The sequence below is a fragment of the Streptomyces caniscabiei genome (assembly GCF_014930365.1).
In the GTDB taxonomy this organism is placed as follows: domain Bacteria; phylum Actinomycetota; class Actinomycetes; order Streptomycetales; family Streptomycetaceae; genus Streptomyces; species Streptomyces caniscabiei.
In genome coordinates this window covers 1-22,707 of the sequence record NZ_JABXWI010000023.1, presented here as the reverse complement: position 1 = coordinate 22,707, position 22,707 = coordinate 1, and the positions used below count along the sequence as shown (strand labels likewise).

Sequence of the window (22,707 nt, the reverse complement as noted above, 5' to 3'; positions counted from 1 at the left end):
AGTGAGTCGCGTGCGCGGACTGGGGTGGGGAATCAGGCGGAGAGCGTGGGCCTCCCGCACGGACGGGGTCCGTGCGGGAGGCCCACGCTCACTGGTTGCCGTGGCCGGTGTCACCGGCCGCCGGGGTCGTCGATCACTGTTCGGTCAGAGTGACCTCGTCGCAGTAGCCGTCGCCGGTTCCGGAGACGAGGTGGCAGTAGACGCGGGCGGTGGTCACGCCTGCCCCTGTCGTGAAGGTCGTCGACTGCTTCGAGTAGGTGCTGGACGTGGTCGAGGCACTCGTGACGGCGGAGCCGTTGTAGAGCTTGGCCTCCAGTGCCGTAGTGGTTCCGGCGGTCTGACTAGCGATCGCGCCGCTCAGCCGGTAGGTGGTGTTCGGCTTGAGGGTGTAGATCAGTTGCCAAAGGGAACCGCTGCTCAGGGACGCGTTCGTCAGTCCGGCGGCGTTGCCGTTGGACGACGTGCCCGAGAGCGAGAAGTCACCGTTGCGCCAGGGCACGGTGTGACCGGACTCGAAGTTGCCGTTGATCACGTGGTTCTTGACGGGGGTGACGGCGAGATCGTCGCAGTAACCGTTCCCGCTGCCCGAGCTCTTGTAGCAGTACAGGCGCACGGTACCGTTCGCCGCCCCGGTCGTGAAGTCGGCGGAGACGAAGGTCCATCCGGTGCCGCTGGCGCTCGCCACGGTTTCGAGGCCGCCGGTGTTCTTGACGCCCACGTTCATGACCTCACCGGCGACGGCGGACTTCACCCAGCCCGACACCCGGTACGTCGTACGGGGCGCCACGGGGACGTAGTTCTCCACGGAGGCGGGCGACGGTCCGACCCGGACCGCGTAGGTCCCGCTGTGGGCGCCCGAGTTCACCACCGAGGCAGAGTTCCACGCGCTCCACGCCGTGAGCGAGCCCTTCTCGAAGCCGAGGTTCTCGTTCGCGAGGCAGGTCGTGTCGGACGGCGTACTGAACTGGTCGGCGCCGATGTCGGGGGCGCAGACCTCGGGAACGGTCGAGCCCCAGTAGTCCTTGCCGCCGTTGTCGGGGATGACGACTCCCGCGCCGACGGCCGGGGACGACGACGAGCTGATCTGGTAGCCCGCGACGCTGTTGATGCCCGTGCCGCCGCTGCCGGGCGAGGTCAGCAGGGGATCGCCGGTGATGTTCCCGTTGCCGGTCGGCTCACTGGAGGGATGGTTGCCGTAGAAGAGGTTGTTCCGCCAGGAGAAGTTCGAGGCGGGCTGGCCGCTGGTGTAGACGTAGCCGCCGCTGCCCAGGTTGTAGATGAGGTTGTTGGCGAGCGTCAGGTCGTTCCAGGCGCCGGTGACCTCGAAGATGTTCGCGGTGGATCCGGAGGGCACGTAGATGGTGTTGTTGTAGAACATCGAGTCCTGGGACCCGAGCATGTTGACGACGCGGAGCCGGTCGTCCTCGCTGACGTTGTAGCGGGCCACGGCGTTGCTGCTGAGGCGTGACCCGCCGCCGCAGCCGCAGAAGAGGAGGAACCCGCCCTCGTTGTCGTGGCTGTAGTTGTACTGGACGATCGTGCCGTCCTGCCCGTAGTCGACGTCGAAGCCCTGGCCGTCGGGGTTCCCGGTGAGCTTCTTGGTCCCGTAGGCCTCGTTGTACTGGATCACGGTCCCGTCGGAGTCCCAGGCCCAGATGCCGGCGTTCGCCGCGTTGGGGGCCTTCGCCGCGTTGTAGACGACGTTGTGCTCGATGAGGGCGTCCTTCGACATCTGCACGACGATGCCGTCGCCGTCGGTGTCATGGACGGTGTTGTTCCGGACGACGACACCCGTCCAGGGGGTCCAGGCGGGGTTGTTGCAGCCGATGGACGGCCGGCACAGCCAGGTGCTCGACATGTTGATGCCGCTGCGGGCGATGTCGGCGACCGTGTTGCCGTCGATGACGACGTCGTTGAAGGAGCTGGGTGTCGTGGTCCCGAGAACGGCGAAGAGGATGCCGGCGCTGCCGTCGACCTCCTTCGAGTTGTTGCCGTTCACGTCGTGGATGTTGAGGTTGCTGACCTTGTAGTGGTTGCCGGTGCCGTAGTTCTCGAGCACCACGTAGACACCGCGCCGCGCGTTCGCGCCCTTCACGGCACCGGTGTTGGTCACCTCCAGGTTGGAGATCTCCCAGTACTCCTGGTTGTGGAGGTAGATCGCGTCCGTGCCGCCGCCTCCGGCGAGGATCGGCAGGGCGCCGGTGCCGTAGGCGTCGATGGAGATCGACCCGTCTGCCGCGCTGCCCGAGCCCAGCGGGTGCAGGGTGCCGGTGCAGGTCGTCCCTCTCTTCAGCAGCAGTTGGTCCCCCGGCGCGAAGGTCTTCGCATTGGGGCCGGCCAGCGAGTTCCACGGCGAGCCGGAGGTGCCGGTCCCGTTCGCCGCCGCCGAGCAGTCCACGTAGTAGGAGGTGCCCGCCGCCTGGGCCTGCACGGCCGGCGTGAGCACGACCGCGGCGCAGGCGAGCAGCATGGTGACGACCAGGCCTGCGATGAACCGTCTTATGTCGATGACATGTCTCATGGTGCTTCTCCCCGCACAACATTGTCGGGATGGGTGGTGGGGCTCGCCGTGCTCGTGCGGAGCGCGGCGACGATCGCCTGCGTCGGAGCGGGCTGGTTCACCCAATCGGCGGCCACGTGTCCGTCGGCGCCGATCAGGAGTGTGTGGAGCTGTCCGTCCTTGGACAGCCGGGTGCCGGCCGAGGCCGAGTCCGCGGCGACGACGAGTCCGGGCGGGATGGCCCAGTTCGCCGCGAAGTTGTTGAGCGCGCCGTTGGTCGTGTGACCGTCGGAGTCGGAGATGAGGACCCGGACGCCGGGGTACTGCTGCGCCACGCTCTTGAGCGACGGGATCTGGCTCCGCGCGTGCGCGGCGACGACGTCTCCCTGGTCGTCGACGGGGAGGGCGGCTACGAGGGTCGGTCCGGAGACCTCGATCCGGTTGCCGTCTAGCAGGGTCACCCCGGAGCCGGCCGGTTGTTCGTCGGCCTGGCACGCGGTCACGAGCAGGAGCACGGGGACGAGCAGGAGCGCGGCGACGAACGGGATCACCGGTGTGCGGCGGGCTCCCATCGCCGCGTGTCGGATGCCGGTCACCGGACCGGCCCTTCGAGCGGAAGGACGGGGGCCTGAAGGGCTTCGTCGCGGTCGCACACGAGGGTCTCTCCGCTCACCCTCAGCCGGGCGACCTGGATCGAGCTCCGGCGGTCGTCGTCCCCGTGGCGTGCGGTGCCGTCGTCGGAGCGCCCGGGGTGCGTGAAGTAGAAGACGTAGGCGCCGAGTTCACTGGTGACGACATCGGCGTGGTAGCCGTGTCCCCCGTCGTCGGGGCCCTGCCCGGAACGGTCGAGGACGAGTCCTCGCGGTTCCCAGGTCTCCAGGTCCCGTGAGTGGAGGACCCGCAGTCCCCGCCACTCGTCGACGAGCATCCAGTGGCTGCCGCCGAGTTCGAAGACGTTCGGGCCCTCGTGCTCGGAGCACTCGACGGCGGGTCCCCGGACGGACCACCGCGCGAGGTCGTCGCTGTCCGCCGCATAGGTGTGCGCGTGATCGGCCTCGTCCTTGTACCACATGCGGTAGCCGCCGGTGGGGAGCCGCAGGACGCAGGCGTCGATCACCCTCTCGGAGGAGAGCGACAGCGTGGAGCGGTAGGTCCACGCGAAGAGGTCGTGGCTCGTGTAGTGACGGATGACGCGCGCATGGCCCGCCCACCGGGTCGGCACACCGCGGATCACGCTGACGAACATGTGGTACTCGGTGCCGTCGTCGACGATCTCCGGCGCCCAGTACGTGTGGCGGCCGGGCTCGATGTCGAGCCCGTCGGCGACGCCCCGGTACAGCCAGGTGGCTCCGCCGTCCGCGGAGGACGCGATCCCGATGTCGCTCCCGTGCACCCAGCTCACGTCGTTCATCGGCGGCGCGTCGGCGCGTCGGCTCGTGTAGAACATCCACCACTCGCCGGCGTGCCGGTTGAAGATGAGGGTGGGGTCGGTCGCGCCGTCGTGAACGGGGTCGCGGAACAGGGGGCGGGCAATGGCTGTCATCGGTTTCTCCCCTCAGTCCTGACGGGGCGTCAGGCGGATCATGTTCCAGGACAGCGGTTCGAGTTCGGCGTGCAGGACGCCGTCGGTGACGGTGGTGCCGGTGGCGGTGTGCGGGGTGACGCGGTCGGGCCGGTCCGCGGTGTTGGTGGCCTCCGGGTCGCTGTCCGCCAGCACGAGGTGCTCCACGAGGGTGTGGGCGTCGACGCCGCGCAGATCGATCGCGAGCGGCAGGGCCTCCGTCCGGCCGCGGTTGACCGCGAAGACGGTGACGGCGCCCGTCTCGTCGTCGATCACCGCGGTGGCGTGCAGCAGTGGTACGTCGCCGAAGCGGGCCGTCGGGTACGTCGGGCTGTCCACCTCGACGCGCAGCACCCGGCCGCGTCCGTATGCCGACGCCTGGGCGAAGGGGTAGAACGTGGTCTGCCGCCACGCCGGTCCGCCGGGCTCGGTCATGATCGGCGCGATGACGTTGACGAGCTGCGCGAGGGAGGCCGAGGTGACCCGGTCGGCGTGCCGCAGCAGGGCGATGAGCAGCGAGCCGAAGACCACGGCGTCGGTGACGGTGTAGACGTCCTCCAGCAGGCGCGGCGCCTGCTGCCACTCCTCGACGTGGTGCGGGTTGGGCCGCTTCTGGTACCAGACGTTCCACTCGTCGAAGGAGAGGTTGATGCGCTTGTCCGCCTTGAGGCGGGCGCGGACGTGGTCGCAGGTGGCGACGACCGACTCGATGAAGTGCTCCATGTCCACGGCGGACGCCAGGAAGGAGTCGCGGTCGCCGTCGATCTCCTCGTAGTAGGCGTGCAGGGAGACGTAGTCCACGAGGTCGTAGGCGGCCTGGAGGACGGTCGCCTCCCAGGAGGCGAAGGTCGGCATGGCGGAGCTGGAGCTGCCGCAGGCGACCAGTTCCAGCTCGGGGTCGACCTGCCGCATGGCGCGGGCTGTCTCGGCGGCGAGGCGGCCGTACTCCTCGGGGGTCTTGTGCCCGGTCTGCCAGGGGCCGTCCATCTCGTTGCCCAGGCACCACATCCGGATGCCGTACGGCTCCTTGTCGCCGTGGTCGGCGCGACGGTCGGACAGCTCGGTGCCGCCGGGGTGGTTCGCGTACTCCAGCAGCCGTACCGCGTCCTCGACGCCCCGCGTGCCGAGGTTGACGGCCATCATGGGCTCCATGCCGGTCTTGCCGCAGAAGTCCATGAACTCGCCGAGGCCGAACTCGTTGGTCTCGGTGGACTTCCAGGCCAGGTCCAGCCGGGCCGGGCGCTCCTCGCGCGGGCCCACGCTGTCCTCCCAGCGGTAGCCGGAGACGAAGTTGCCGCCGGGGTAGCGGACGGTGGTGACGCCGAGCTCCCGGACCAGTTCCAGGACGTCCTGGCGCAGGCCGTCGGCGTCGGCTGCGGGGTGGCCTGGCTCGTAGATGCCGGTGTAGACGCAGCGGCCCATGTGCTCGACGAAGGATCCGTACAGACGTGGGTTGACGCTGCCGACCGCGAAGGCCTGATCGAGGGGGAAGCGGGCGGCGGGCGTGGTGCCGGGCTCGGACATGACTGCCTTTCGGATGTGAGAGGAGGGAGGACGGGAGGGGGCGGAGGAGCAGGGAGGTCAGAGCGCCAGTGCGCAGACCACCGAGGGTGCCGGGAGCGGCGGGTGGGGGCGGGTGAGGGTGCCGTCGTCCTGGATCCGCAGGGCGGCGAACGTGCCGCTGTGCTGGTTGGCGACGAGCAGGTGACCGGCCGCGAGGGTCAGGCCGCGGGGCCATGTGCCGCCGGCGGGGACCTCGCCGAGCGGTTCCAGGGTGGTGCCGGTGACGCGGAAGGCGGCGACCGTGTCCGCACCCCGGTTGGTCACCCACACGAAGCGGCCGCAGGGGGAGGCGACGATGCCGGCGGGCTGGTTGGCGACGTCGTGGGCTGTGGCGGGAGTGGCGGAGAGGGCCGTCAGGGTGCCGTCGGTGGCGTCGTAGCGGTGGCAGGTGACGGTCGAGGACAGCTCGTCGGCGCTGAACACCAGGTCGCCGCCGGGGGCGAAGGCGAGGTGGCGGGGGCCGGTTCCCGCGCCCGTCGGATTCACCGCGATCCGCTCAAGGGTTCCGGTGAGGGTGCTCAGCCGGTAGGTGAACACCGCGTCCGCCCCCAGGTCGGTGGCCAGCACGAAACGGCCCGCCGGGTCGACGAGTACCTGATGGGCGTGGCTGCCCTCCTGGCGTCCGGTGACGGGGCCCGAGCCCTGGTGGACGACGAGGTCGGTCGGCTCCAGCAGGCGTCCGTCCGGTCCGATCCTGTGCACCGCGACGGTGCCCGGCGCGGTGTCGCTGCCGTAGTTCGCGGTCAGCAGCCACTCTCCGTCCGGGTGGACGGTGAGGTGGCAGGGGTTCGCCCCGCCGCTGCTCATGGGGTCTCCCAGCGGGGAGAGGGCGCCGTCGCCGTCGCGGGCGACGGCGCTGACGGTTCCCGCCTCGGTCTCGTTGGTGCTGTAGACGACGTCGAGCGAGGGGTGCGCTGCCAGGAAGGAGGCCCCGCTGACAGGCAGCGGCTTCACCAGGTCGTCGTAGGTGGTGCGGCCGGTGGCGGGGTCGAGGAGCAGCGCGGCGAGTCCGGGGCCGTCCCCGCCGGAGTCCGGTGTGTAGGAGCCGGTGAGGAGGGCGAACGCGCCGGTGGAGGGGCTGGTCGTGGGCATGGGTGGTCCTGGAAGTCGCTGTGCCGGGGCGGATGGAGGTGTCGGCGGATATGGGGTGCGGCGGACGAAGCCGTCAGCGGACGATGTCGTCGTGGTGGTCGAGCAGTCCCAGTTCGGAGCGCCGGGGCAGGCCCTCCCAGTCGCCGGCGGTGCTCACCGCGAAGGCGCCGAGCAGGGCGGCCGTCCGCAGGCGCCGCTCCGGGGGCTCTCCCGCGAGCAGTTCGGCGAGGTATCCGGCGGCGAACGCGTCTCCCGCGCCCACCGAGTCGTGGACCTGGACCGCCACGGCGGGCTGCCGGTGGGGCTTTCCGTCGATGAGGGCGTACGCCCCGTCGGCACCGACCTTGATCACGGCCGCGGCGGGTCCGAGGTCGCAGATGCCCCGGGCGAGTTCCTCCGGTCCGTCCGCACCGGGCACCACGAGAGCGGCCTCGTGCGGTCCGGCGAAGACCAGGTCGCTCCTGCGCAGCAGGGGCAGCAGGGCGTGCCGGGCCTCGGCCTCGTTCCACAGCAGCGAGCGGAAGTTGACGTCCAGGGAGATGGTCACGCCGGCGTCGGCGGCGATGTCCACGGCCCGGTGCACGGCCTGGGCGGGGCCCTCCCCGAGTGCCGGGGTGATGCCGGTGATGTGGAGGACCGCCGCCCCCGCGACGACGTACTCGGGGACGTCGTCGGCGGTGAGCCGGGAGCCGGCCGTGTGGGTGCGGTAGTAGCGCGTACGGCTGTGGGTGGAGGTACGGCGTTCCTTCAGCAGCAGGGCGGTGGGAGCCGCGTCGCGCGCGGCGACGGTGGTGACCCCTTCGGCCCGAAGTTCGCGCAGGACGAGGTCGCCCAGTTCGTCGTCGCCCACCCGGCCGATCCAGGTCGCGGATCCGCCGAGGCGGCTGACACCGACGGCGACGTTGGACTCCGCGCCGGCGATTCCCAGGCGCAGTGCCGTGCCGAGCGCGAACGGGCCGGGGCTCCCGGCCGCCATGACGGCGAGCACGTCGCCGAGGGTGACGAGGTAGGGCTCGCCGGGCGGGGGTGAGGAGGTGTTCACGTTCTTGCCTCCTCGGCCCGTACCGCCTCCAGCAGGGTCCTCGCCCTCTCGGTGAGGGCGTCCAGTGCCCGCGGAGTCGGGTCCCGGTCCGCGCCGCGCAGCAGCGGGGAGCCGATGCCGACCGCGCAGGCGCCCGCGTCCAGGTAGTCCCGCGCCTGGTCGATGCCGACGCCGCCGACGGCGACCAGGGGGATGTCCGTCAGGGGGGCCCGCAGCCGGCGAAGATGCGCGGGGCCGCCCGTGGCGGCGGGGAACAGCTTGACGGCGGCGGCGCCGGCCCGCCACGCCTGTGCCACCTCGGTCGGCGTCCAGGCCCCCGGGTAGCAGGCGACACCCCGGTCGGCCGCGTTCCGGACGACGTCGGTGTCGACGACCGGGGCGACCAGGAACTCCGCTCCCGCCGCCAGGGCGTCCCTGGCCTGGTCGCCGGTGATCACGGTGCCGGCGCCGACCGCGACGTCGGGGCCGAGTTCCGCCCGGATGCGGGCCAGCGCGTCGAGCGCTCCGGCGGTGGTGAGGGTGACCTCCAGGCAGGTGACGCCACCGGCGGCGAGGGCGCGAGCCACGGCGGGCAGTCCAGAGGCGTCGGCCGACCTGAGGATGGCCATGACCCGTGTCCGGCCGAGCTGCGGGGTGAGTGCGGGGCGCTCCGTCATGACCCCACCGCCGCGGGGCACATGGGGATTCCCTTGGTGTGCGTCATGCGAAGTTCCTTTGGGCGAAAGCGAGTTGGCGAACGTGCGAAGGTCACTTGAGTCCGGAGGTGGCGACGCCGGCGACGAAGCCCCGCTGCACGATGAGGAACAACGCCAGCACCGGGACGACGTAGATCACCGCGCCCGCGGCGACCAGGTTCCCCAGCTGTGCGCCCTGCTGGTTGACATAGCCGTAGGCGAGTTTGACCGCGAGGGTGGTGTGGGCGTCGTCCAGCAGCAGGGCGGGCGCGATCCAGTCGCCCCAGGTCCAGCTGAAGGACAGGATCAGGCTGGTGGCGATGACGGGCCAGGACTGCGGCAGGAAGATCCGCCAGAAGATGCGGATCTGCCCGCAGCCGTCGACGATCGCGGCCTCCTCCAGTTCCTTGGGCATGTTCGAGAAGAACTGCCGGAAGAGGAAGATCAGGTACGGCGCTCCGCACAGGCCCCACAGCACCCACGGCATGTAGGTGTTGGTCAGATGGGCCTTGGCGAACAGCAGGTAGGTCGGGATGAGGGTGAGGACCTGCGGCAGCATCATCGTCGACAGCAGCACGGAGAAGATCACCCGCTTGCCGGGCGCGTCGAGGCGGGCGAATCCGTAGCCCGCCCATGCGGAGGCCAGGGTGACCAGCACGGCGTAGAGCGTGGCGATCGTCAGGGAGTTGCGGGCGTAGCCGAGGTAGTCGAAATGGGTCAGCGCTTCTTGGAAGTTGCTCAGGCTGGGGTGGTGCGGCCACCAGTGGACGGGCAGCGCGCGCAGTTCGGATGGGGCCTTCAGGGCGGTGTTCAGCAGCCAGCCGAACGGGCCGAGGAAGAAGACGAGGGCACCGACCAGCAGCATGTATACGGCACTTCTGCGGGGGAACACCATCACTTGCCTCCGATCGTGCGCGGCTTGGACGGCTTGGCCGCCTCCGGGGCGACGGAGTAGAACACCGCGCCCCTACTGAGTCTGAAGACGAGGAACGTCACCGCGACGATGATCAGGAAGAGCACCCAGAGCATCGCGGAGGCGTATCCGTACCGGCCGTTGGCGAAGTACTGGGCGAACACCTGGATCATGAACAGGGAGTTGCCCTCGGGTACGGCCGAGACGCCCCGGGGAGTGGGGTCGAGGGAGATCAGCAGCGGCAGGAAGCTCTGTACGGCGGCGATGATGCCGGTGATGACCTGGAAGAACAGCACCGGGGAGAGCAGCGGCAGGGTGATCCTGGTGAAGGACTGCCAGGCGTTCGCGCCGTCCACTCGGGCGGCCTCGTGCATCTCCTTGGGGATGTCCTGGAGCCCCGCCAGCGAGATGATCATGCAGTTGCCCGCGCCCCACAGGGTCAGGGTGACCAGGACCCAGCGTGCGTAGGGGTCCATCAGCCAGCTCACGCCGTCGATGTTCAGGGCGTCCAGGGCTCCGTTGGCCGCGCCCGAGTCCCGGTCGAAGATCAGCTTGAAGGTGAGGGCGGCGCCGACCGGCGGGACGATCGCCGGCAGGTACAGCAGGGTGCGGAACAAGCCGCGGGCCCGGATCGGCTGGTTGACCAGCACCGCGAGCAGGATGCCGGCCACGATGGTGAGCGGCACGGTGATCGCGGTGAAGACGCCGGTGCGGGCCAGGGAGGACAGCGTCTCCGGGTCGGAGAGGACCTGACGGTAGTTGTCCAGACCGACGAAGCGGGAGTTGTTCGACAGACCGTCGGAGTTGGTCAGGCTCAGCCACAGGGCGTACCCGAGCGGGAAGGCCGTCAGGGCGAGGAATCCCAGCAACCAGGGGCCTGCGAACACATAGAAGGACCAGGCGCGGCGGGTGGTCAGCGAGCGGGGTCCGCGACCGGCGTGCGCGCCGGTGCGGGGCCCGGGCCGGGCGGCCGTCTCCCCGGAGGGGGACGGCGCGCCCGGCGCGGTGATCTGTTCGGTGCTCACCCCACGAGCTCCTTGCCCTGGGCGAGCTGCTCGTTCATACGGGAGGTGAGCTGGTCGGCGACCTTGCCGGCGGAGGTCCCGGCCTTCACGGCGCCCGGCAGCACCTTGTTCAGCACGCCTTCCAGGGCGGCCTGCTGGGCGTAGGGGGTGAAGCCGATGACGGAGAAGTGCGGCAGTTCCTGTTCCTGCACCGCGAAGGCCTGCTTCTGGAAGTCGGTGGTCTGCGGCATCTTCGCCCGCAGCGACTTCAGGGACGGTATGCCCCAGCCGCTGGCCGCCCGGTCCTGGGCGGGCTTGCCTCCGAAGTACCACTCGAAGAACTTCCAGGCGGCGTCCTTGTTCTTGGCGTCCCTGGGGATCCAGAAGCCGGTGGCGCCGAAGCAGGAGCTGACGCGGTTGGCGCCGAGCTGCGGGGCGGGCGCGAAGCGGGAGACGCCGGCGAGCTTGGGGTCGCCGCCGATCAGTCCGCCGAACCAGTAGCCGTTGCAGCTCATCGCCATCCGGTTGGCCTGGTAGGTGGGGCCGTCCCAGCCGTCCGGGTTGGGGTTGACGACGCTCGGACCTATGTCCGCCTTCGCGTAGTCCAGGTACCACCGCAGGGCCTTCAGCGCCTCCGGGGAGGAGAAGTCCACGGTGGCGAGGTCCTCGGCGAAGAGGCTGCCGCCGGCGGAGGCGGTCATGCCCATGAGCTGCGGGAAGACGCCCATGCCGGTGGCGTTCAGGCCGTACACCTTGACCTTGCCGAGGCGGCGCTTGACCAGCTTCTCGCCCAGGTCGAGCCACTCGTCGTAGGAGATCGGCTTCGTCTCGCTCGGGGCGTCCAGCTTGGCGGCCTCGAAGAGGTCGGAGCGGTACCAGAACATGGAGTCCTGGGAGTAGTCCTTGGCCATGCCGTAGCGCGGTCCGGCGCCCTGCTTCTTGCCGTCGTAGCGCCACACGTCGTTGACCGGGTCGAGGTCGGAGGGCTGGAGCACCGAACTCTTGGCGAAGTACGGGTCGAGGTCCGTCATCAGGCCGCGGGCGGCGAAGTAGGGGGTCTCGGTGGCGCCGAAGCCGCGGACCACGTCCGGCGGGTTCTTCGCGGCCAGCATGGCGTTGAGCTTGGTGGCGTCCCAGATGATGACGTTGAGGTTCATCCCCAGCGCCTCTTCGGCGGCCTTGAGGCCCTTCTTGTCCCACTCGTTGTCCACCGTCATCACGGTGAGCGTCGTCTTGCCGCCGCCGGATCCGTTCGTGCCGTTGCTGACAGAGCCGGCGCAGGCGGACAGACCGGTCGCGGCGAGCGCGGTGCCGGCGGAGACGGCGAGGAAGCTCCGTCTGTCGAGAGAGGTCGACCTTGACATGGGCATGCTAATGGGCCTTTCGTGCGTGACGTACGCGGGTGCGGGACGTACGGCGGCTGCGGGAACGTACTGCGGGGCCGAGGCGGCGCGTGGGGTTGCCGCGAGAGACGAACGGGGCACGGCGTCCGGCGGATCACCGGCTCGCTCGGTGGTGGCGCGAGATGCCCGGACCGGGCGCGACCGTCTGCGTGGACGGGTGCGCGGGACCGGTGCCGGGGAACCGCCGGCGCGACGGTGGTCGCGTCCGCGGTGAGCCCGGGGACGGCTCCTCGGCTCAGTTGACTGCACGTCAACATGGCCGACATCTAGCTGTGGCGATATGACCGGTTCCTGGGGCTCTGCTCAGACTTATCGCTTATTTCCGTCTGAGGAAACCGGTTGACTGAAACTTTCGCGAACGTTAGGTTGCGTCGCCAGAAGGTGTCAAGAGGTTGTATCGAGTCACCCTCGGTCCGCGGCAGCGGAGCAGGGCGATACCCACCGGAGAGGGGGAACACGTGCCGGAACAACCCGTCAGGGCCAGGCTCGTGGATGTGGCACACGCGGCCGGGGTCTCCAAGGCCACCGTGTCCAAGGTGCTCAACGGCCGACAGGACCTGTCCGTACGGCCCGAGACGCGCCGCCGTGTCCACGAGGCCGCCGAGGCACTCGGCTACCGCCCCCACTCCGGGGCCCGGGCCCTGGCCGGCGCCAGCACCCACGCGCTGGCCCTGCTGATCCCCGCCCTCGCCAACCCCACGTACGTCACCATCGCCCGCGGCGCCTACCAACGTGCCCGCGAGCTGGGCTACCTCTCCCTGCTGGCGGAGGACTTCGACGGGCAGGAGGCCGACGACTCCTTCAACGACCTGGTGCAGGAGGGCAGGGTCGACGGGCTGCTCATCGCCTCGGCCCGCCCCGGCCACCCCCTGCTGGAGACCCTCAGCCACAGCCCGGTCCCCCACGTGTTCCTCAACCGCTCCGTGGAGGGGTCCGGCCGCAACGTCACCATGGACGTAGCGCGTTCGAGCGTGACCGCGCTCGACCACCTGCACGGCCTCGGTCACCGCAGGATCGGCCACATAGCGGGTCCCCCCGGGATCACCCCCAGCGAGGTCCGCAAGGCGGCGTTCCGGCGCCACGCCGACGCCTTGGGGCTGGACGCGGCCCCGATCGCGTCCGGGGACTTCACCGAGGACGGGGGCGGCGCCGCCGCGCGGGAGCTGCTGCGTCCCGCCGCCGGCAGTGCGCGCCCGCCGGTCACCGCCGTCTACACCAGCTCCCTCGCACAGGCGATAGGCGCCATGGCCGCCATCAGGAACCTCGGCCTGCGGATCCCGGAGGACGTCTCCGTGGTCGGCAACGACGACCTGCCCGTGGCCGCGCACCTCCATCCCCCGCTGACCACCGTCGCGATGCCGCTGTACGAGCTGGGGACCGCTGCCGTGGACTCCTTGGTGGCCACCATCGAGAACAGACCGGTGGGAGACGTCGTCGTGCCCACCGAGCCGCGGCTGGTGCTGCGCGGCTCCACGGCCGGACCGGCAGAACCAGGAGAGACACCATGACCGTCGCCGCCGCACCGGCCCGTTTCAGCGGCCGTACGGCCCTGCTCACCGGCGCCGGCTCCGGCATCGGGGCGGCCACCGCCCGACGGCTGGCCGCCGAGGGCGCGTCCGTCCTCGTCACCGACGTGGACGCCGAGGCCGCCCGGCGCGTGACCGAGGACATCCGCGCCGGCGGTGGGCGGGCACAGGACCGGCCCCTCGACGTGACCTCTCCGGGTCAGTGGGCCACGGCCATCGCCGCGGCCGAGTCCTGGACCGGGCGCCTCGACGTGCTCCACCTCAATGTGGGGCGCAATGTGCCCGGAGCGGCACACGAACTCGACGACGACTCCTGGCACGACCAGCTGCGGCTCTGCCTCGACTCGGTGTTCTACGGCGTCCGAGCCGGGGTGCCGCTCCTCGGGACGGCCTCGGGCGCGGTGGTCATCACCTCGTCCGTGCACGCGGCCCTCGGCTTCAAGGGCTTCCCCGCCTACGCGGCCGCCAAGGGCGGGATCGACGCCCTCGTACGCCAGTTGGCCGTCGAGTACGGGGGGCTGATCAGGTTCAACTCCGTCCTGCCCGGAGCCGTGGTGACCGCGCTGTGGGCCCACACACCCCAGGAGTACAAGACACAGACCATCGCGCGCACACCGGCCGGCAGGCTCGGTGCCCCCGAGGACATCGCGGCAGCCGTGGCCTTCCTCGCCTCCGACGACGCCTCCTTCATCACCGGCCAGAACCTCCTCGTGGACGGCGGCCGCAGCATCAGCTCCCAGGAGTAGCCCGACCCTGCCGCCGGACTCGGCACTCCCGTGTCCACGGGCGTCGATCCCCCGCGCCCGCACTCGGCCACCCCGCAACGCCCCATCCATGTACCCCCTCACCACGCACGCCCCCACCACCTACCGCCCCACCCTCTGTCCACCACACCCCGCTCATCCACCACGCCCCGCGCCTCGGCCCCGCACCGGGCCGTACACAGCACAGGACCCGGAGGTCCACCCCATGAAGATCACTGGATTCGAACTCTTCCTCGTCGAACCTCGCTGGCTCTTCCTGCGCATCGACACCGACGAGGGAATCTCCGGCTGGGGCGAGCCCATAGTCGAGGGCAAGGCCCACACGGTCGCCCGCTGCGTCGAGGAGATGTTCGACTACCTGCTCGGCCAGGACCCCGCCCGCATCGAGGAGCACTGGCAGGTGCTCGCCAAGAGCGGCTTCTATCGCGGCGGAGTCGTCCTGAACAGCGCCCTGGCCGGAATCGACCAGGCGTTGTGGGACATCGCGGGCAAGACGCACGGCGTCCCGGTCCATCAGCTCCTCGGCGGCCATGTGCGCGACCGGGTCCGCGTCTACGGCTGGGTCGGCGGCGAGACCCCGGAGGAACTGGCCGAGTCGGCCGCCGAGCAGGTCGCCAAGGGCATGACGGCGGTCAAGCTCAACCCCTGCGGCCAGCTGGAGCCGCTCGCGCCCCCCGCCGCGATCAACGCCATCGTGGACGGAGTGGCCGCGGTCCGCGAGGCCATCGGACCGGAGCGCGACCTGGCGCTGGACTTCCACGGCCGGTTCAGCGGGGCGATGTCCCGCCGCGTGCTGCCCCACCTCGAACCCCTCCTGCCGCTCTTCGTCGAGGAGCCCGTGCTCCCGGAGTTCTCCCAGGACCTCGGCGCCGTGGTGCGCTCCACCTCGATCCCCATCGCCACGGGCGAACGGCTGTACTCCCGCTGGGACTTCCGCTCGGTGCTCTCCGACGGCATCGCCGTGGCCCAGCCCGACATCAGCCACGCAGGCGGCATCTCCGAGAGCCGCCGGATCGCCGCGATGGCCGAGGCGTACGACGTCATGGTGGCACCGCACTGCCCGCTCGGCCCGATCGCCCTCGCGGCCAGTCTTCAGCTCGACTTCGCGATCCCCAACTTCCTCATCCAGGAACAGGCATTGGGCATCGGCTACGGGGACAGCAGCGGACTGCTGGACTACCTCGCCGACACGACGCCGTTCACGTTCCGCGACGGCTACATCGACCGGCCCACCGCACCCGGCCTCGGCATCACCATCGACGAGGACGCGGTCCGGGCGGCCGCCGAACGCGGCCACCGTTGGCGCAACCCGGTCTGGCGCAACACGGACGGTTCATTGGCCTCCTGGTAGGCGGGGTGCCCGGGCCCCCGGCCGGGCAGGTCGGCCGGGGCTCGGGCCGGTGCCGAAGACCCGGGGTTCAGGAGATCGCTCGGCGGCCATGGTCAGGAGCCGGTCGGTCATGTCCTGGCGATCTCTTGCCGAAGCTGTCGGGTGAAGCGGCGCAGGAGTTCCTCCGTCTCCCTGTGCTCGGTCCTGCGATCGGCACGGCCCTCGCTGGGCCGGGAGTTCCAGACCCGGCGGGCGAGGGCGTCGGCGAGGTCGACGGTGTCCTCGGCGCACAGGAGGTAGAGGGCTGACCGGGCTTCCTGCATCCGGCCCGCCAGTTCGTCGGCCCCGGCGCCGTCGTCGCTGAGCCGTGTCTCCCGGAGGTGGTCGACGAGCTGGACGACGGCGGTGTTGAAGCCGATCCCGGCCTTCAGCTTCTGTTCACGCAACCACATGCGGTCCTGCCGACGCGCGGTGAACCAAGCCCCGAACACGACCCCCAGGAGGCCGATACCAGCCCCCAGGGCCACGGACAGGATGCTCACCACGCCGACTCCCTCGCCCTCCCCCGGCACACAGCTGGCAGCAGGCTACAGGTGTGTGCCGGCGCGGCCCCGGTCCCGGTCAAGGGCAGGGCCGGTGCGGCGGCTGGGTGGAGCAGGGGGCCGCCGCACCGGGAGGCGTCACAGTGCGGTGAACGTCCACAGCAGGTTGGTGCTGTTGTCGAAGCGCCACTGCTTGGCGTTGGACCCGGAGGCGACGGCGCCCCCGCCGTCCAGTGCCATGCCCGTGGTGCGGTTGGTGAGGGAGTAGCGGCCGTCGCCACGGTAGGTGATCTTCCACTGCTGGTTGGTGTGACCGTTCCACTCCAGCTGCCTGCACGCGCTGCCGTTGGTGGTGGCGCCCCAGCCGTCGGCGACCATGCCGTTGGCGCGGTTCTCCACCTTGTAGTAGCCGTTGCCGAGGTCGATCGCGTGCCACTGCAGGTTGTTACTGCCGTCCCAGGTCCACTGCTTGAGGTTGGAGCCGCCGGCGACGTTGCCCCCGCTGTCCAGGGCGAGGCCGTTGGTGACATTGGTGATGCGCAGCCAGGCCGAGGGGTTGAGGACCACCTTCAGCGAGGTGATCCTGTCGTTGTTGCCGGTGTTGCGCAGATCGCTGTTGTCGGCGCCGAACGTCCACGAGGTGCCGCCGAAGTCGTCCGCGGAGTAGCCGATGACCTGGTGCCCCGGAGCCACCCTGAGCGAGGACACGCTGAGCGGGGGCACCCCGGCCTGGGTCAGCTGGTCGGCCGTGTAGCTGCCGAGGGCGAGCACCGCGGCGTCACCCGCGTAGCCGACGTTCGTGTAGGCGACGGCACCGGCGAGGGGCTTGAGGCCGGGTATCTCGCCGGAGAAGCTGAGCTTCAGCACGTACGCGTGGGCGGAGAAGGGTGCCGAGGAGGGCAGGGTCACCTGCAGCCCCGACGCGTTCTGTGTGGGGTTCGCGAGGCTGATGTAGGTACCGGCCGTGGAGTCGAGCAGCTTCACCGAGGTCAGCGAACCGAGGTTGATCCGGCCGGAGTTGAGGGTCTTGATCTCGAGTGAGCTGCCGGGCCAGCCGAGGACGGTGGCGTACAGGACGGTGTTCGCCTTGTTGCGGGTGAAGCGGATGTCCTGCGCCGTACCCGTCGTCGGCTGGACGAAGGCGCCGCCGCCCATCTTCGTCGGACCCTCGCCGTACGCCGTCCACGCCCGCGTCGAGTAGATCGACTCGCCGAAGCGCCCGAGGTGGTCGCCGATGCCGAGGAGGATGTCGCGCTGGGCCTGGGGGATGGTGCCGTCGGCCTTCGGGGCGATGTTGAGCAGGACGTTGCCGTTCTTGCTGATCCGGTCGATGAACGAGTGCACCATCTGCTTGACGCTGTAGTAGCCGATGCCCTCGGTGTAGCACCAACTGCTGCTGGAGATGCTGTCGTCCGTCAGCCAGTAGGGCGCGGTGAGGTCGGACGGTCCGCCCCGCTCGTAGTCGAAGACCGCGCCGTGGCTGTTGAAGCCGTCCTTGTAGGTGGCGACGACCTCCTTGCCCCAGCTGTTGGCCTGGTTGTAGTAGTACGACAGGAAGTTCAGGCGCTGGGTCTCGTCGACGTGGTCCAGTCTGAAGTCCTGCCACAGGATGTCCGGTCGGGCCCGGTCGACGACCTCCTTGAGCTTGTCGTACCAGAGCTGGTTCTCCTGCGCTGAACCCAGTTGCCCGTAGAGCTTCTTCAGGCTCGGGTCGGACTGCGCCGGCGCGAACTCGAAGAAGCCCGTGTAGTTGTAGGCGTGGTGCATGGCCACGAGGAGCTTGAGGTTCCTGGCGCGGATGGCGTCGGTGAACAGCTCCAGCAGGTCCAGGTGCGGGCCCTTGTCGACGGAGTTCCACTCGTTGACCTGGCTGTCCCACATCGAGTAGCCGTCGTGGTGCTCGGCGACGGGTCCGGCGAATTTCGCGCCGGCGTCGACGAAGAGCTGTGCCCATTCGTCGGGGTCGAAGTTGCCGCCGGCCGACTTCAGTTTCGGTGCGAACTCCGCGTGGTTGCCCGCCAGATCGTTCGCCCCGTTGATGAAGTTGTGGTACGGCCACGAGGACGGGTTGCCGTACGTGGCGACGTGGTGTTGTTTCGCCGTGCTGTTGTTCTGGTACATGTGGCGCGGGTACCACTCGCTCTCGAACGCGGGCACGCTGAACACACCCCAGTGGAAGTAGATGCCGAACTTGGCGTCCTTGAACCACTCGGGGGCCGGCGGGTGCTGGTCGACCGAGTCCCATGAGGGTGTGTAGGTGGCCGGGGCCGCGTAGGCGCTTCCGGAGCCGAGGAGACCACCCGCGACGGCGGCGGCCGCGACACCTGTGGCGCACGCCAGGAACGCGCGTCTGTTGATCGGTCTTGGCATGGCGGGGACCTCCGTCGTCGTTCTGTGTGTCGTCGCCGGACTGCTCAGCGGAAGCAGTCGGCGTCCGTGCGGTGACCTGCGCACCCGCTCGGATGAAGTTCGGTCACGTTCGCCTCTGATGTCAACAGCTTTGCAGGGATGAAAACTGCACTTTGGCATCCCTTATATGACGATTGATGACGCCTCTTCACCTTTCCTCCCCCATCAAACATGGCATGTCTTGACGCACAGGAGGCTGTGCGGCACCTCTTCGAGCCGACAATCCTCACATCTCCGGCATTGATGGGATGCTTTTCGGTGACCGGACCGCCACAGCATGTAACGAAGTACCACCTCGCCAGCGAACTACAGCGAAAACCCTGGAAGGCTAGACAGGATCGCCAGGAGGGCCGTATACATACATCCCATCAATCGTGATGGTGCGACACCGCCCCGTCGGGAGCGACAGCCGTCGCCCACCGGATCAGCGCGAGGAACTCATGAGACTCAGAACCGCCCTCTGCTCCGCCGTGGCCGCCGTCTCGGCACTGACTCTGGTCAGCGCCTGCGGCGGCAGCACGGACTCCGGCGCCACGACCACCGCCGGGGGCGACACGCCCTTGGTCGGGGTCGACTACCCGCGCTCTGACACCGACTTCTGGAACTCGTACATCAAGTACACGCCGCAGTACGCCAAGGAGCTGGACCTGGACCTGAAGACCACCAACTCGCAGAACGACGTCGCCAAGCTCACCGCCAACGCGCAGACGTTCATCAGCCAGGGCGTCAAGGGCGTCGCGATGGCGCCGCAGGACACCGCCGCCATCGCCCCCACCCTGGCCCAGATGGAGGCCAAGAAGATCCCGGTGGTCACGGTCGACACCCGTCCCGACACCGGCAAGGTCTACATGGTGGTGCGGGCCGACAACCGCGCGTACGGCGAGAAGGCCTGCCAGTACCTCGGCGCCAAGCTCGGCGGCAAGGGCAAGGTCGTGATGTTGCAGGGTGGACTGGACTCCATCAACGGCCGTGACCGTACAGAGGCGTTCAACGAGTGCATGAAGACCGACTTCCCCAAGATCAAGGTCTTCGGTGAGGCCACCAACTGGGACGGCGCCGTCGCCGCGCAGAAGCTCCAGACACGGCTGACCCAGCACCCGGACATCAAGGGCGTCTACATGCAGTCCAGTTTCGCCCTGTCCGGCACGCTCCAGGTGCTGAAGCAGAAGGGCCTGCTGGTCGACCCCAAGGACAAGAAGCACGTCTTCGTCGTGTCCAACGACGGCATCCCGGAGGAGCTCAGGTCCATAGCCGACGGCAAGATCGACGCCACGGTCTCCCAGCCCGCGGACCTCTACTCCAAGTACGCCCTGTACTACCTCAAGGCCGCGATCGACGGGAAGACGTTCAAGCCCGGCAAGACCGACCACGACAGCACCATCGTCCAGGTGCGCGACGGCCTGCTGGAGGACCAGCTCTCCGCCCCGCTCGTGACGGCGGACGGCGGCACCTACGGCGGCGTGCCGAGCCTCAAGAGCGACGACTCGTCCCTGTGGGGCAACAACCTCGGCTGAGGCTCCGCCCGACAGCTCGACGACCCACGTACACAAGGCGGTTGAGATGAGAGACGGGGAGCGAACACCCACCCCCGCATCCGTCCCGGCGAACGACGGACGGGCCCCGGCGGGCCCGCCCGTCGTCGAGGCGACGGGCATAGTCAAACGGTACGGTCCGACGGTCGCCCTGAACGGCGCCCGGATCACCATCAGGCCCGGCGAGACCCACGCACTCGTCGGCCGCAACGGCGCCGGCAAGTCCACCCTGGTGTCCGTCCTGACCGGACTCCAGGCCCCCGACGAGGGGACGGTCACCTTCGGCGGCGAGCCGGCCCCCCGGCTCACGGACCGCGACGCCTGGCGCCGACGGGTGGCCTGCGTCTACCAGAAGTCGACGATCATTCCCACGCTGACCGTCGCCGAGAACCTCTTCCTGAACCGGCACGATCACGGCCGTCACCGGCTGATCAGCTGGCAGGGCGTGCGCGCCCGGGCACGGGATCTGCTGTCGACATGGTCGGTGGACGTGGACCCGCAGACACCGGCCGGCGATCTGAACGTGGAGCAGCGGCAGTTCGTCGAGATCGCCCGCGCCCTGTCCTTCGGCGCCCGGTTCATCATCCTCGACGAACCGACCGCCCAGCTCGACGGCGCGGCCATCAACCGGCTCTTCGACCGCGTCCGCGACCTGCAACGCCAGGGCGTCACCTTCCTGTTCATCAGCCATCACCTGCAAGAGGTGTACGACATCTGCGACACGGTCACCGTGTTCCGGGACGCCCGGCACATCGTGACCGTCCCGGTGGCGCGGCTCCCCCGCACCGAACTCGTGGCCGCCATGACCGGCGAGGCCGCGGCCGCGGAGCGGGAGCAGCGGGCCGGCTCCGTCGACGTCACGGCCCCTTCCGCTCTGAGCGTCGATGAGCTGAGCAGTGACGGCGCCTACGACGGCGTCACGTTCATGGTGGGCGCGGGAGAGATCGTCGGGCTCGCCGGAGCCGCGGGCAGCGGACGCACCGAGGTGGCCGAGACGGTCGTGGGGCTGCGGGCGGCCGATGCCGGTGCGGTCGAGATCGCCGGCCTGAGGCCCCGCCCGGGCAGCGTGCCGAGCGCCCTCGCGGCCGGCGCCGGCTTCGTCCCGCAGGACCGGCACCACCAAGGGTTCGTGCCGGAGATGTCGATCGCGGACAACGCGACGCTGTCCGTACCGCAGCGGCTCGGCCGACGCGGATTCATCAGCGGCCGCCGACGGGACGGCCTGGCCGAGGGCATGATCGAGAACCTCGCGATCAAGACACCCGGCCCCGAACTGCCCGTCTCCGGGCTCTCCGGAGGCAATCAGCAGAAGGTCGTCATGGCCCGCGCCCTGGCCGACGATCCCCGGCTGCTGGTCCTGATCAACCCGACCGCCGGCGTCGACGTGCGGTCCAAGGAGTTCCTCCTCGGCAAGGTCGAGGAGACCGCGGAGACCGGCACCGGAGTGCTCATCGCCTCCGACGAACTCGACGACCTGCGCATGTGCGACCGGGTCCTGGTGATGTTCCAGGGCCGTGTGACTTCGGAGATCGCCCGCGGCTGGCACGACCACGACCTGGTGGCCGCGATGGAAGGAGTGGACCTCAATGCCTGAAACCGTCCTCGCGGACACGTCGGGAACCGCCGCGCCCGACGCCACGGAACCGGCCGCGAAGCGGACCGCCCTGCTGGGCGGGAGGATCCCCCTGGCCCGGCTGCGCGACCTCGCCCTGGTGCCGGCCATCATCGCCATCGCGATCGTCGGACAGATCGTCAACCCGGTCTTCCTGCAGGCCGACAACCTCATGAACGTCCTGCAGACCATGTCCGAGATCGCCCTGCTGGTCCTCGCCCAGACGATGGTCCTGATCGTCAAGAAGATGGACCTCTCACTGGAGTCCACCATGGGCCTCGCGCCCGGGGTGGCGGCGTGGCTGGTCGTGCCGACCGGTGCCGGGCACGGCCTCGGGCTCCTCCCCGGCGCCTGGTCGATCCCGGTCACACTCGCCGTGGGCGTGCTCGTGGGCGTGATCAACGCCCTGCTGATCATCCGCTTCGGCCTCAACGGCTTCATCGTCACCCTCGGCATGCTGATCGTGCTGCGCGGTGTCCTCACCGGTATCTCCGGCGGCCAGACCTTCTTCCAGCTGCCGGAGTCGATGCTCTACCTCGGCACCGCCCAGTGGTTCGGGATGCCCGCCTCCATCTGGCTCTGCCTGGTCCTGTTCGCCGTCGCCGTCGTCGTCCTCGGCTGGACCAGCTTCGGCCGCTCGCTGTACGCCATCGGCGGCAACGTCGACGCCGCCAAGGCCGCAGGCATCCGCACCGACCGGGTGCTGTGGATCGTCATCGTCACCGGAAGCCTGCTCGCCGCCCTCGCCGGACTGCTGCTCTCCGGGCGGCTCGCGTCCGTCGCCTCCGCGCAGGGCAACGGCTACATCTTCACCGTCTTCGCGGCCGCCGTGATCGGCGGGATCAGCCTCAACGGCGGCAAGGGCACCATGTTCGGGGCCTTCAGCGGCATCCTGCTGCTCTTCATGATCCAGAACGTCCTCACCCTCGCCGGCGTGCCCGCGCAGTGGATCGGCGCCCTCAACGGCCTGATCATCCTGGTCGCCCTCACCATCTCCCGCATCACCGGCGGCAAGGTCCAGGAGTAGACCCCCGCGTCTGCCTCCGCCGACCGGACGACCCGCGTTCTCGTCACCTGCCCGACCACGCTCGGTGCCCTCACAGGAGTTGCCCCCATGCCCTCAGCCCTGCCCCCGTCCGCCCGTATCACGGCGTTGGATGTTCTGGACGTCCGTTTCCCGACGTCCGAGCATCTGGACGGCTCGGACGCGATGAACCCCGAGCCGGACTACTCCGCCGCC

At 69.7% G+C, this 22,707-nt stretch carries 18 protein-coding genes; 6 read left to right on the top strand and 12 right to left on the bottom strand.

Annotated features, from left to right (window positions below):
* Nucleotides 1-133: 133 nt before the first annotated feature.
* The 10 genes from HW837_RS41060 to HW837_RS41015 form a co-directional block, all read right to left on the bottom strand.
* A complete protein-coding gene (locus tag HW837_RS41060; RefSeq protein WP_193381794.1) occupies nt 134-2,521 on the bottom strand; it encodes a carbohydrate binding domain-containing protein in 2,388 nt (795 codons plus the stop codon).
* A complete protein-coding gene (locus HW837_RS41055; protein WP_193381795.1) occupies nt 2,518-3,096 on the bottom strand; it encodes a hypothetical protein in 579 nt (192 codons plus the stop codon). Before HW837_RS41055 ends, HW837_RS41060 begins: the two co-directional genes overlap by 4 nt.
* Entirely contained in the window at nt 3,093-4,043 is a 951-nt protein-coding gene (locus HW837_RS41050) for a glycoside hydrolase family protein (RefSeq protein ID WP_045562207.1), read from the bottom strand. Before HW837_RS41050 ends, HW837_RS41055 begins: the two co-directional genes overlap by 4 nt.
* A 12-nt stretch (nt 4,044-4,055) precedes the next feature.
* On the bottom strand, nt 4,056-5,585 hold the full coding sequence (gene arfA / locus HW837_RS41045) for an arabinosylfuranosidase ArfA (RefSeq protein WP_045562208.1): 1,530 nt from the start codon (nt 5,583-5,585) through the stop codon (nt 4,056-4,058).
* 57 nt (nt 5,586-5,642) lie between these two features.
* On the bottom strand, nt 5,643-6,716 hold the full coding sequence (locus HW837_RS41040) for a lactonase family protein (protein ID WP_045562209.1): 1,074 nt from the start codon (nt 6,714-6,716) through the stop codon (nt 5,643-5,645).
* A 73-nt stretch (nt 6,717-6,789) separates the two neighbouring features.
* Nucleotides 6,790-7,758: a sugar kinase gene (locus HW837_RS41035; RefSeq protein WP_313895657.1), complete on the bottom strand. Its 969-nt coding sequence runs from the start codon at nt 7,756-7,758 to the stop codon at nt 6,790-6,792.
* Complete coding sequence (locus HW837_RS41030) at nt 7,755-8,414, bottom strand: bifunctional 4-hydroxy-2-oxoglutarate aldolase/2-dehydro-3-deoxy-phosphogluconate aldolase (protein WP_045562210.1); 660 nt, start codon at nt 8,412-8,414, stop codon at nt 7,755-7,757. The genes HW837_RS41035 and HW837_RS41030 overlap by 4 nt, the downstream gene beginning before the upstream one ends.
* Before the next feature lie 91 nt (nt 8,415-8,505).
* Nucleotides 8,506-9,327, bottom strand: a complete 822-nt coding sequence (locus HW837_RS41025) for a carbohydrate ABC transporter permease (RefSeq protein ID WP_045562211.1) — start codon at nt 9,325-9,327, stop codon at nt 8,506-8,508.
* A complete protein-coding gene (locus tag HW837_RS41020; RefSeq protein ID WP_193381796.1) occupies nt 9,327-10,370 on the bottom strand; it encodes a carbohydrate ABC transporter permease in 1,044 nt (347 codons plus the stop codon). The genes HW837_RS41025 and HW837_RS41020 overlap by 1 nt, the downstream gene beginning before the upstream one ends.
* Nucleotides 10,367-11,713, bottom strand: coding sequence for an extracellular solute-binding protein (locus HW837_RS41015; protein WP_313895658.1), 1,347 nt, complete (start codon nt 11,711-11,713; stop codon nt 10,367-10,369). The genes HW837_RS41020 and HW837_RS41015 overlap by 4 nt, the downstream gene beginning before the upstream one ends.
* Before the next feature lie 497 nt (nt 11,714-12,210).
* Here HW837_RS41015 and HW837_RS41010 point away from each other — a divergent pair, with 497 nt between their 5' ends.
* From HW837_RS41010 to dgoD, 3 genes are all read left to right on the top strand, one after another.
* The gene (locus HW837_RS41010; RefSeq protein WP_045562214.1) at nt 12,211-13,260 is read left to right on the top strand and encodes a LacI family DNA-binding transcriptional regulator; all 1,050 of its coding nucleotides are present in this window, start codon (nt 12,211-12,213) and stop codon (nt 13,258-13,260) included.
* A complete protein-coding gene (locus tag HW837_RS41005) occupies nt 13,257-14,024 on the top strand; it encodes an SDR family NAD(P)-dependent oxidoreductase (RefSeq protein WP_045562215.1) in 768 nt (255 codons plus the stop codon). The genes HW837_RS41010 and HW837_RS41005 overlap by 4 nt, the downstream gene beginning before the upstream one ends.
* A gap of 223 nt (nt 14,025-14,247) precedes the next feature.
* Nucleotides 14,248-15,393: a galactonate dehydratase gene (gene dgoD, locus HW837_RS41000; RefSeq protein ID WP_193381797.1), complete on the top strand. Its 1,146-nt coding sequence runs from the start codon at nt 14,248-14,250 to the stop codon at nt 15,391-15,393.
* Between the two features lie 107 nt (nt 15,394-15,500).
* On the opposite strand, the gene HW837_RS40995 is transcribed toward dgoD, so the two are convergent.
* Both HW837_RS40995 and HW837_RS40990 read right to left on the bottom strand, forming a co-directional pair.
* A complete protein-coding gene (locus HW837_RS40995) occupies nt 15,501-15,917 on the bottom strand; it encodes a hypothetical protein (protein ID WP_045562217.1) in 417 nt (138 codons plus the stop codon).
* Nucleotides 15,918-16,052: 135 nt separating this feature from the next.
* Entirely contained in the window at nt 16,053-18,284 is a 2,232-nt protein-coding gene (locus tag HW837_RS40990; protein ID WP_045562218.1) for an alpha-L-fucosidase, read from the bottom strand.
* Nucleotides 18,285-18,763: 479 nt separating this feature from the next.
* Between HW837_RS40990 and HW837_RS40985 the strand changes: the two genes are divergently transcribed.
* Genes HW837_RS40985 through HW837_RS40975 form a run of 3 tightly spaced genes read left to right on the top strand, consistent with a single transcriptional unit; the run spans nt 18,764 to nt 22,494 of the window.
* Nucleotides 18,764-19,837, top strand: coding sequence for a sugar ABC transporter substrate-binding protein (locus tag HW837_RS40985; RefSeq protein WP_193381798.1), 1,074 nt, complete (start codon nt 18,764-18,766; stop codon nt 19,835-19,837).
* 46 nt (nt 19,838-19,883) lie between these two features.
* A complete protein-coding gene (locus tag HW837_RS40980; protein ID WP_193381799.1) occupies nt 19,884-21,449 on the top strand; it encodes a sugar ABC transporter ATP-binding protein in 1,566 nt (521 codons plus the stop codon).
* On the top strand, nt 21,442-22,494 hold the full coding sequence (locus HW837_RS40975) for an ABC transporter permease (protein ID WP_045562221.1): 1,053 nt from the start codon (nt 21,442-21,444) through the stop codon (nt 22,492-22,494). The genes HW837_RS40980 and HW837_RS40975 overlap by 8 nt, the downstream gene beginning before the upstream one ends.
* Nucleotides 22,495-22,707: the final 213 nt, after the last annotated feature.

Coding starts and splice junctions, on each gene's coding strand:
- HW837_RS41060 (WP_193381794.1), bottom strand. CDS start 2,521: ATGAGACATGTCATCGACATAAGACGGTTCATCGCAGGCCTGGTCGTC.
- HW837_RS41050 (WP_045562207.1), bottom strand. CDS start 4,043: ATGACAGCCATTGCCCGCCCCCTGTTCCGCGACCCCGTTCACGACGGC.
- arfA (WP_045562208.1), bottom strand. CDS start 5,585: ATGTCCGAGCCCGGCACCACGCCCGCCGCCCGCTTCCCCCTCGATCAG.
- HW837_RS41040 (WP_045562209.1), bottom strand. CDS start 6,716: ATGCCCACGACCAGCCCCTCCACCGGCGCGTTCGCCCTCCTCACCGGC.
- HW837_RS41030 (WP_045562210.1), bottom strand. CDS start 8,414: ATGACGGAGCGCCCCGCACTCACCCCGCAGCTCGGCCGGACACGGGTC.
- HW837_RS41025 (WP_045562211.1), bottom strand. CDS start 9,327: ATGGTGTTCCCCCGCAGAAGTGCCGTATACATGCTGCTGGTCGGTGCC.
- HW837_RS41015 (WP_313895658.1), bottom strand. CDS start 11,713: ATGTCAAGGTCGACCTCTCTCGACAGACGGAGCTTCCTCGCCGTCTCC.
- HW837_RS41005 (WP_045562215.1), top strand. CDS start 13,257: ATGACCGTCGCCGCCGCACCGGCCCGTTTCAGCGGCCGTACGGCCCTG.
- dgoD (WP_193381797.1), top strand. CDS start 14,248: ATGAAGATCACTGGATTCGAACTCTTCCTCGTCGAACCTCGCTGGCTC.
- HW837_RS40990 (WP_045562218.1), bottom strand. CDS start 18,284: ATGCCAAGACCGATCAACAGACGCGCGTTCCTGGCGTGCGCCACAGGT.
- HW837_RS40985 (WP_193381798.1), top strand. CDS start 18,764: ATGAGACTCAGAACCGCCCTCTGCTCCGCCGTGGCCGCCGTCTCGGCA.
- HW837_RS40980 (WP_193381799.1), top strand. CDS start 19,884: ATGAGAGACGGGGAGCGAACACCCACCCCCGCATCCGTCCCGGCGAAC.
- HW837_RS40975 (WP_045562221.1), top strand. CDS start 21,442: ATGCCTGAAACCGTCCTCGCGGACACGTCGGGAACCGCCGCGCCCGAC.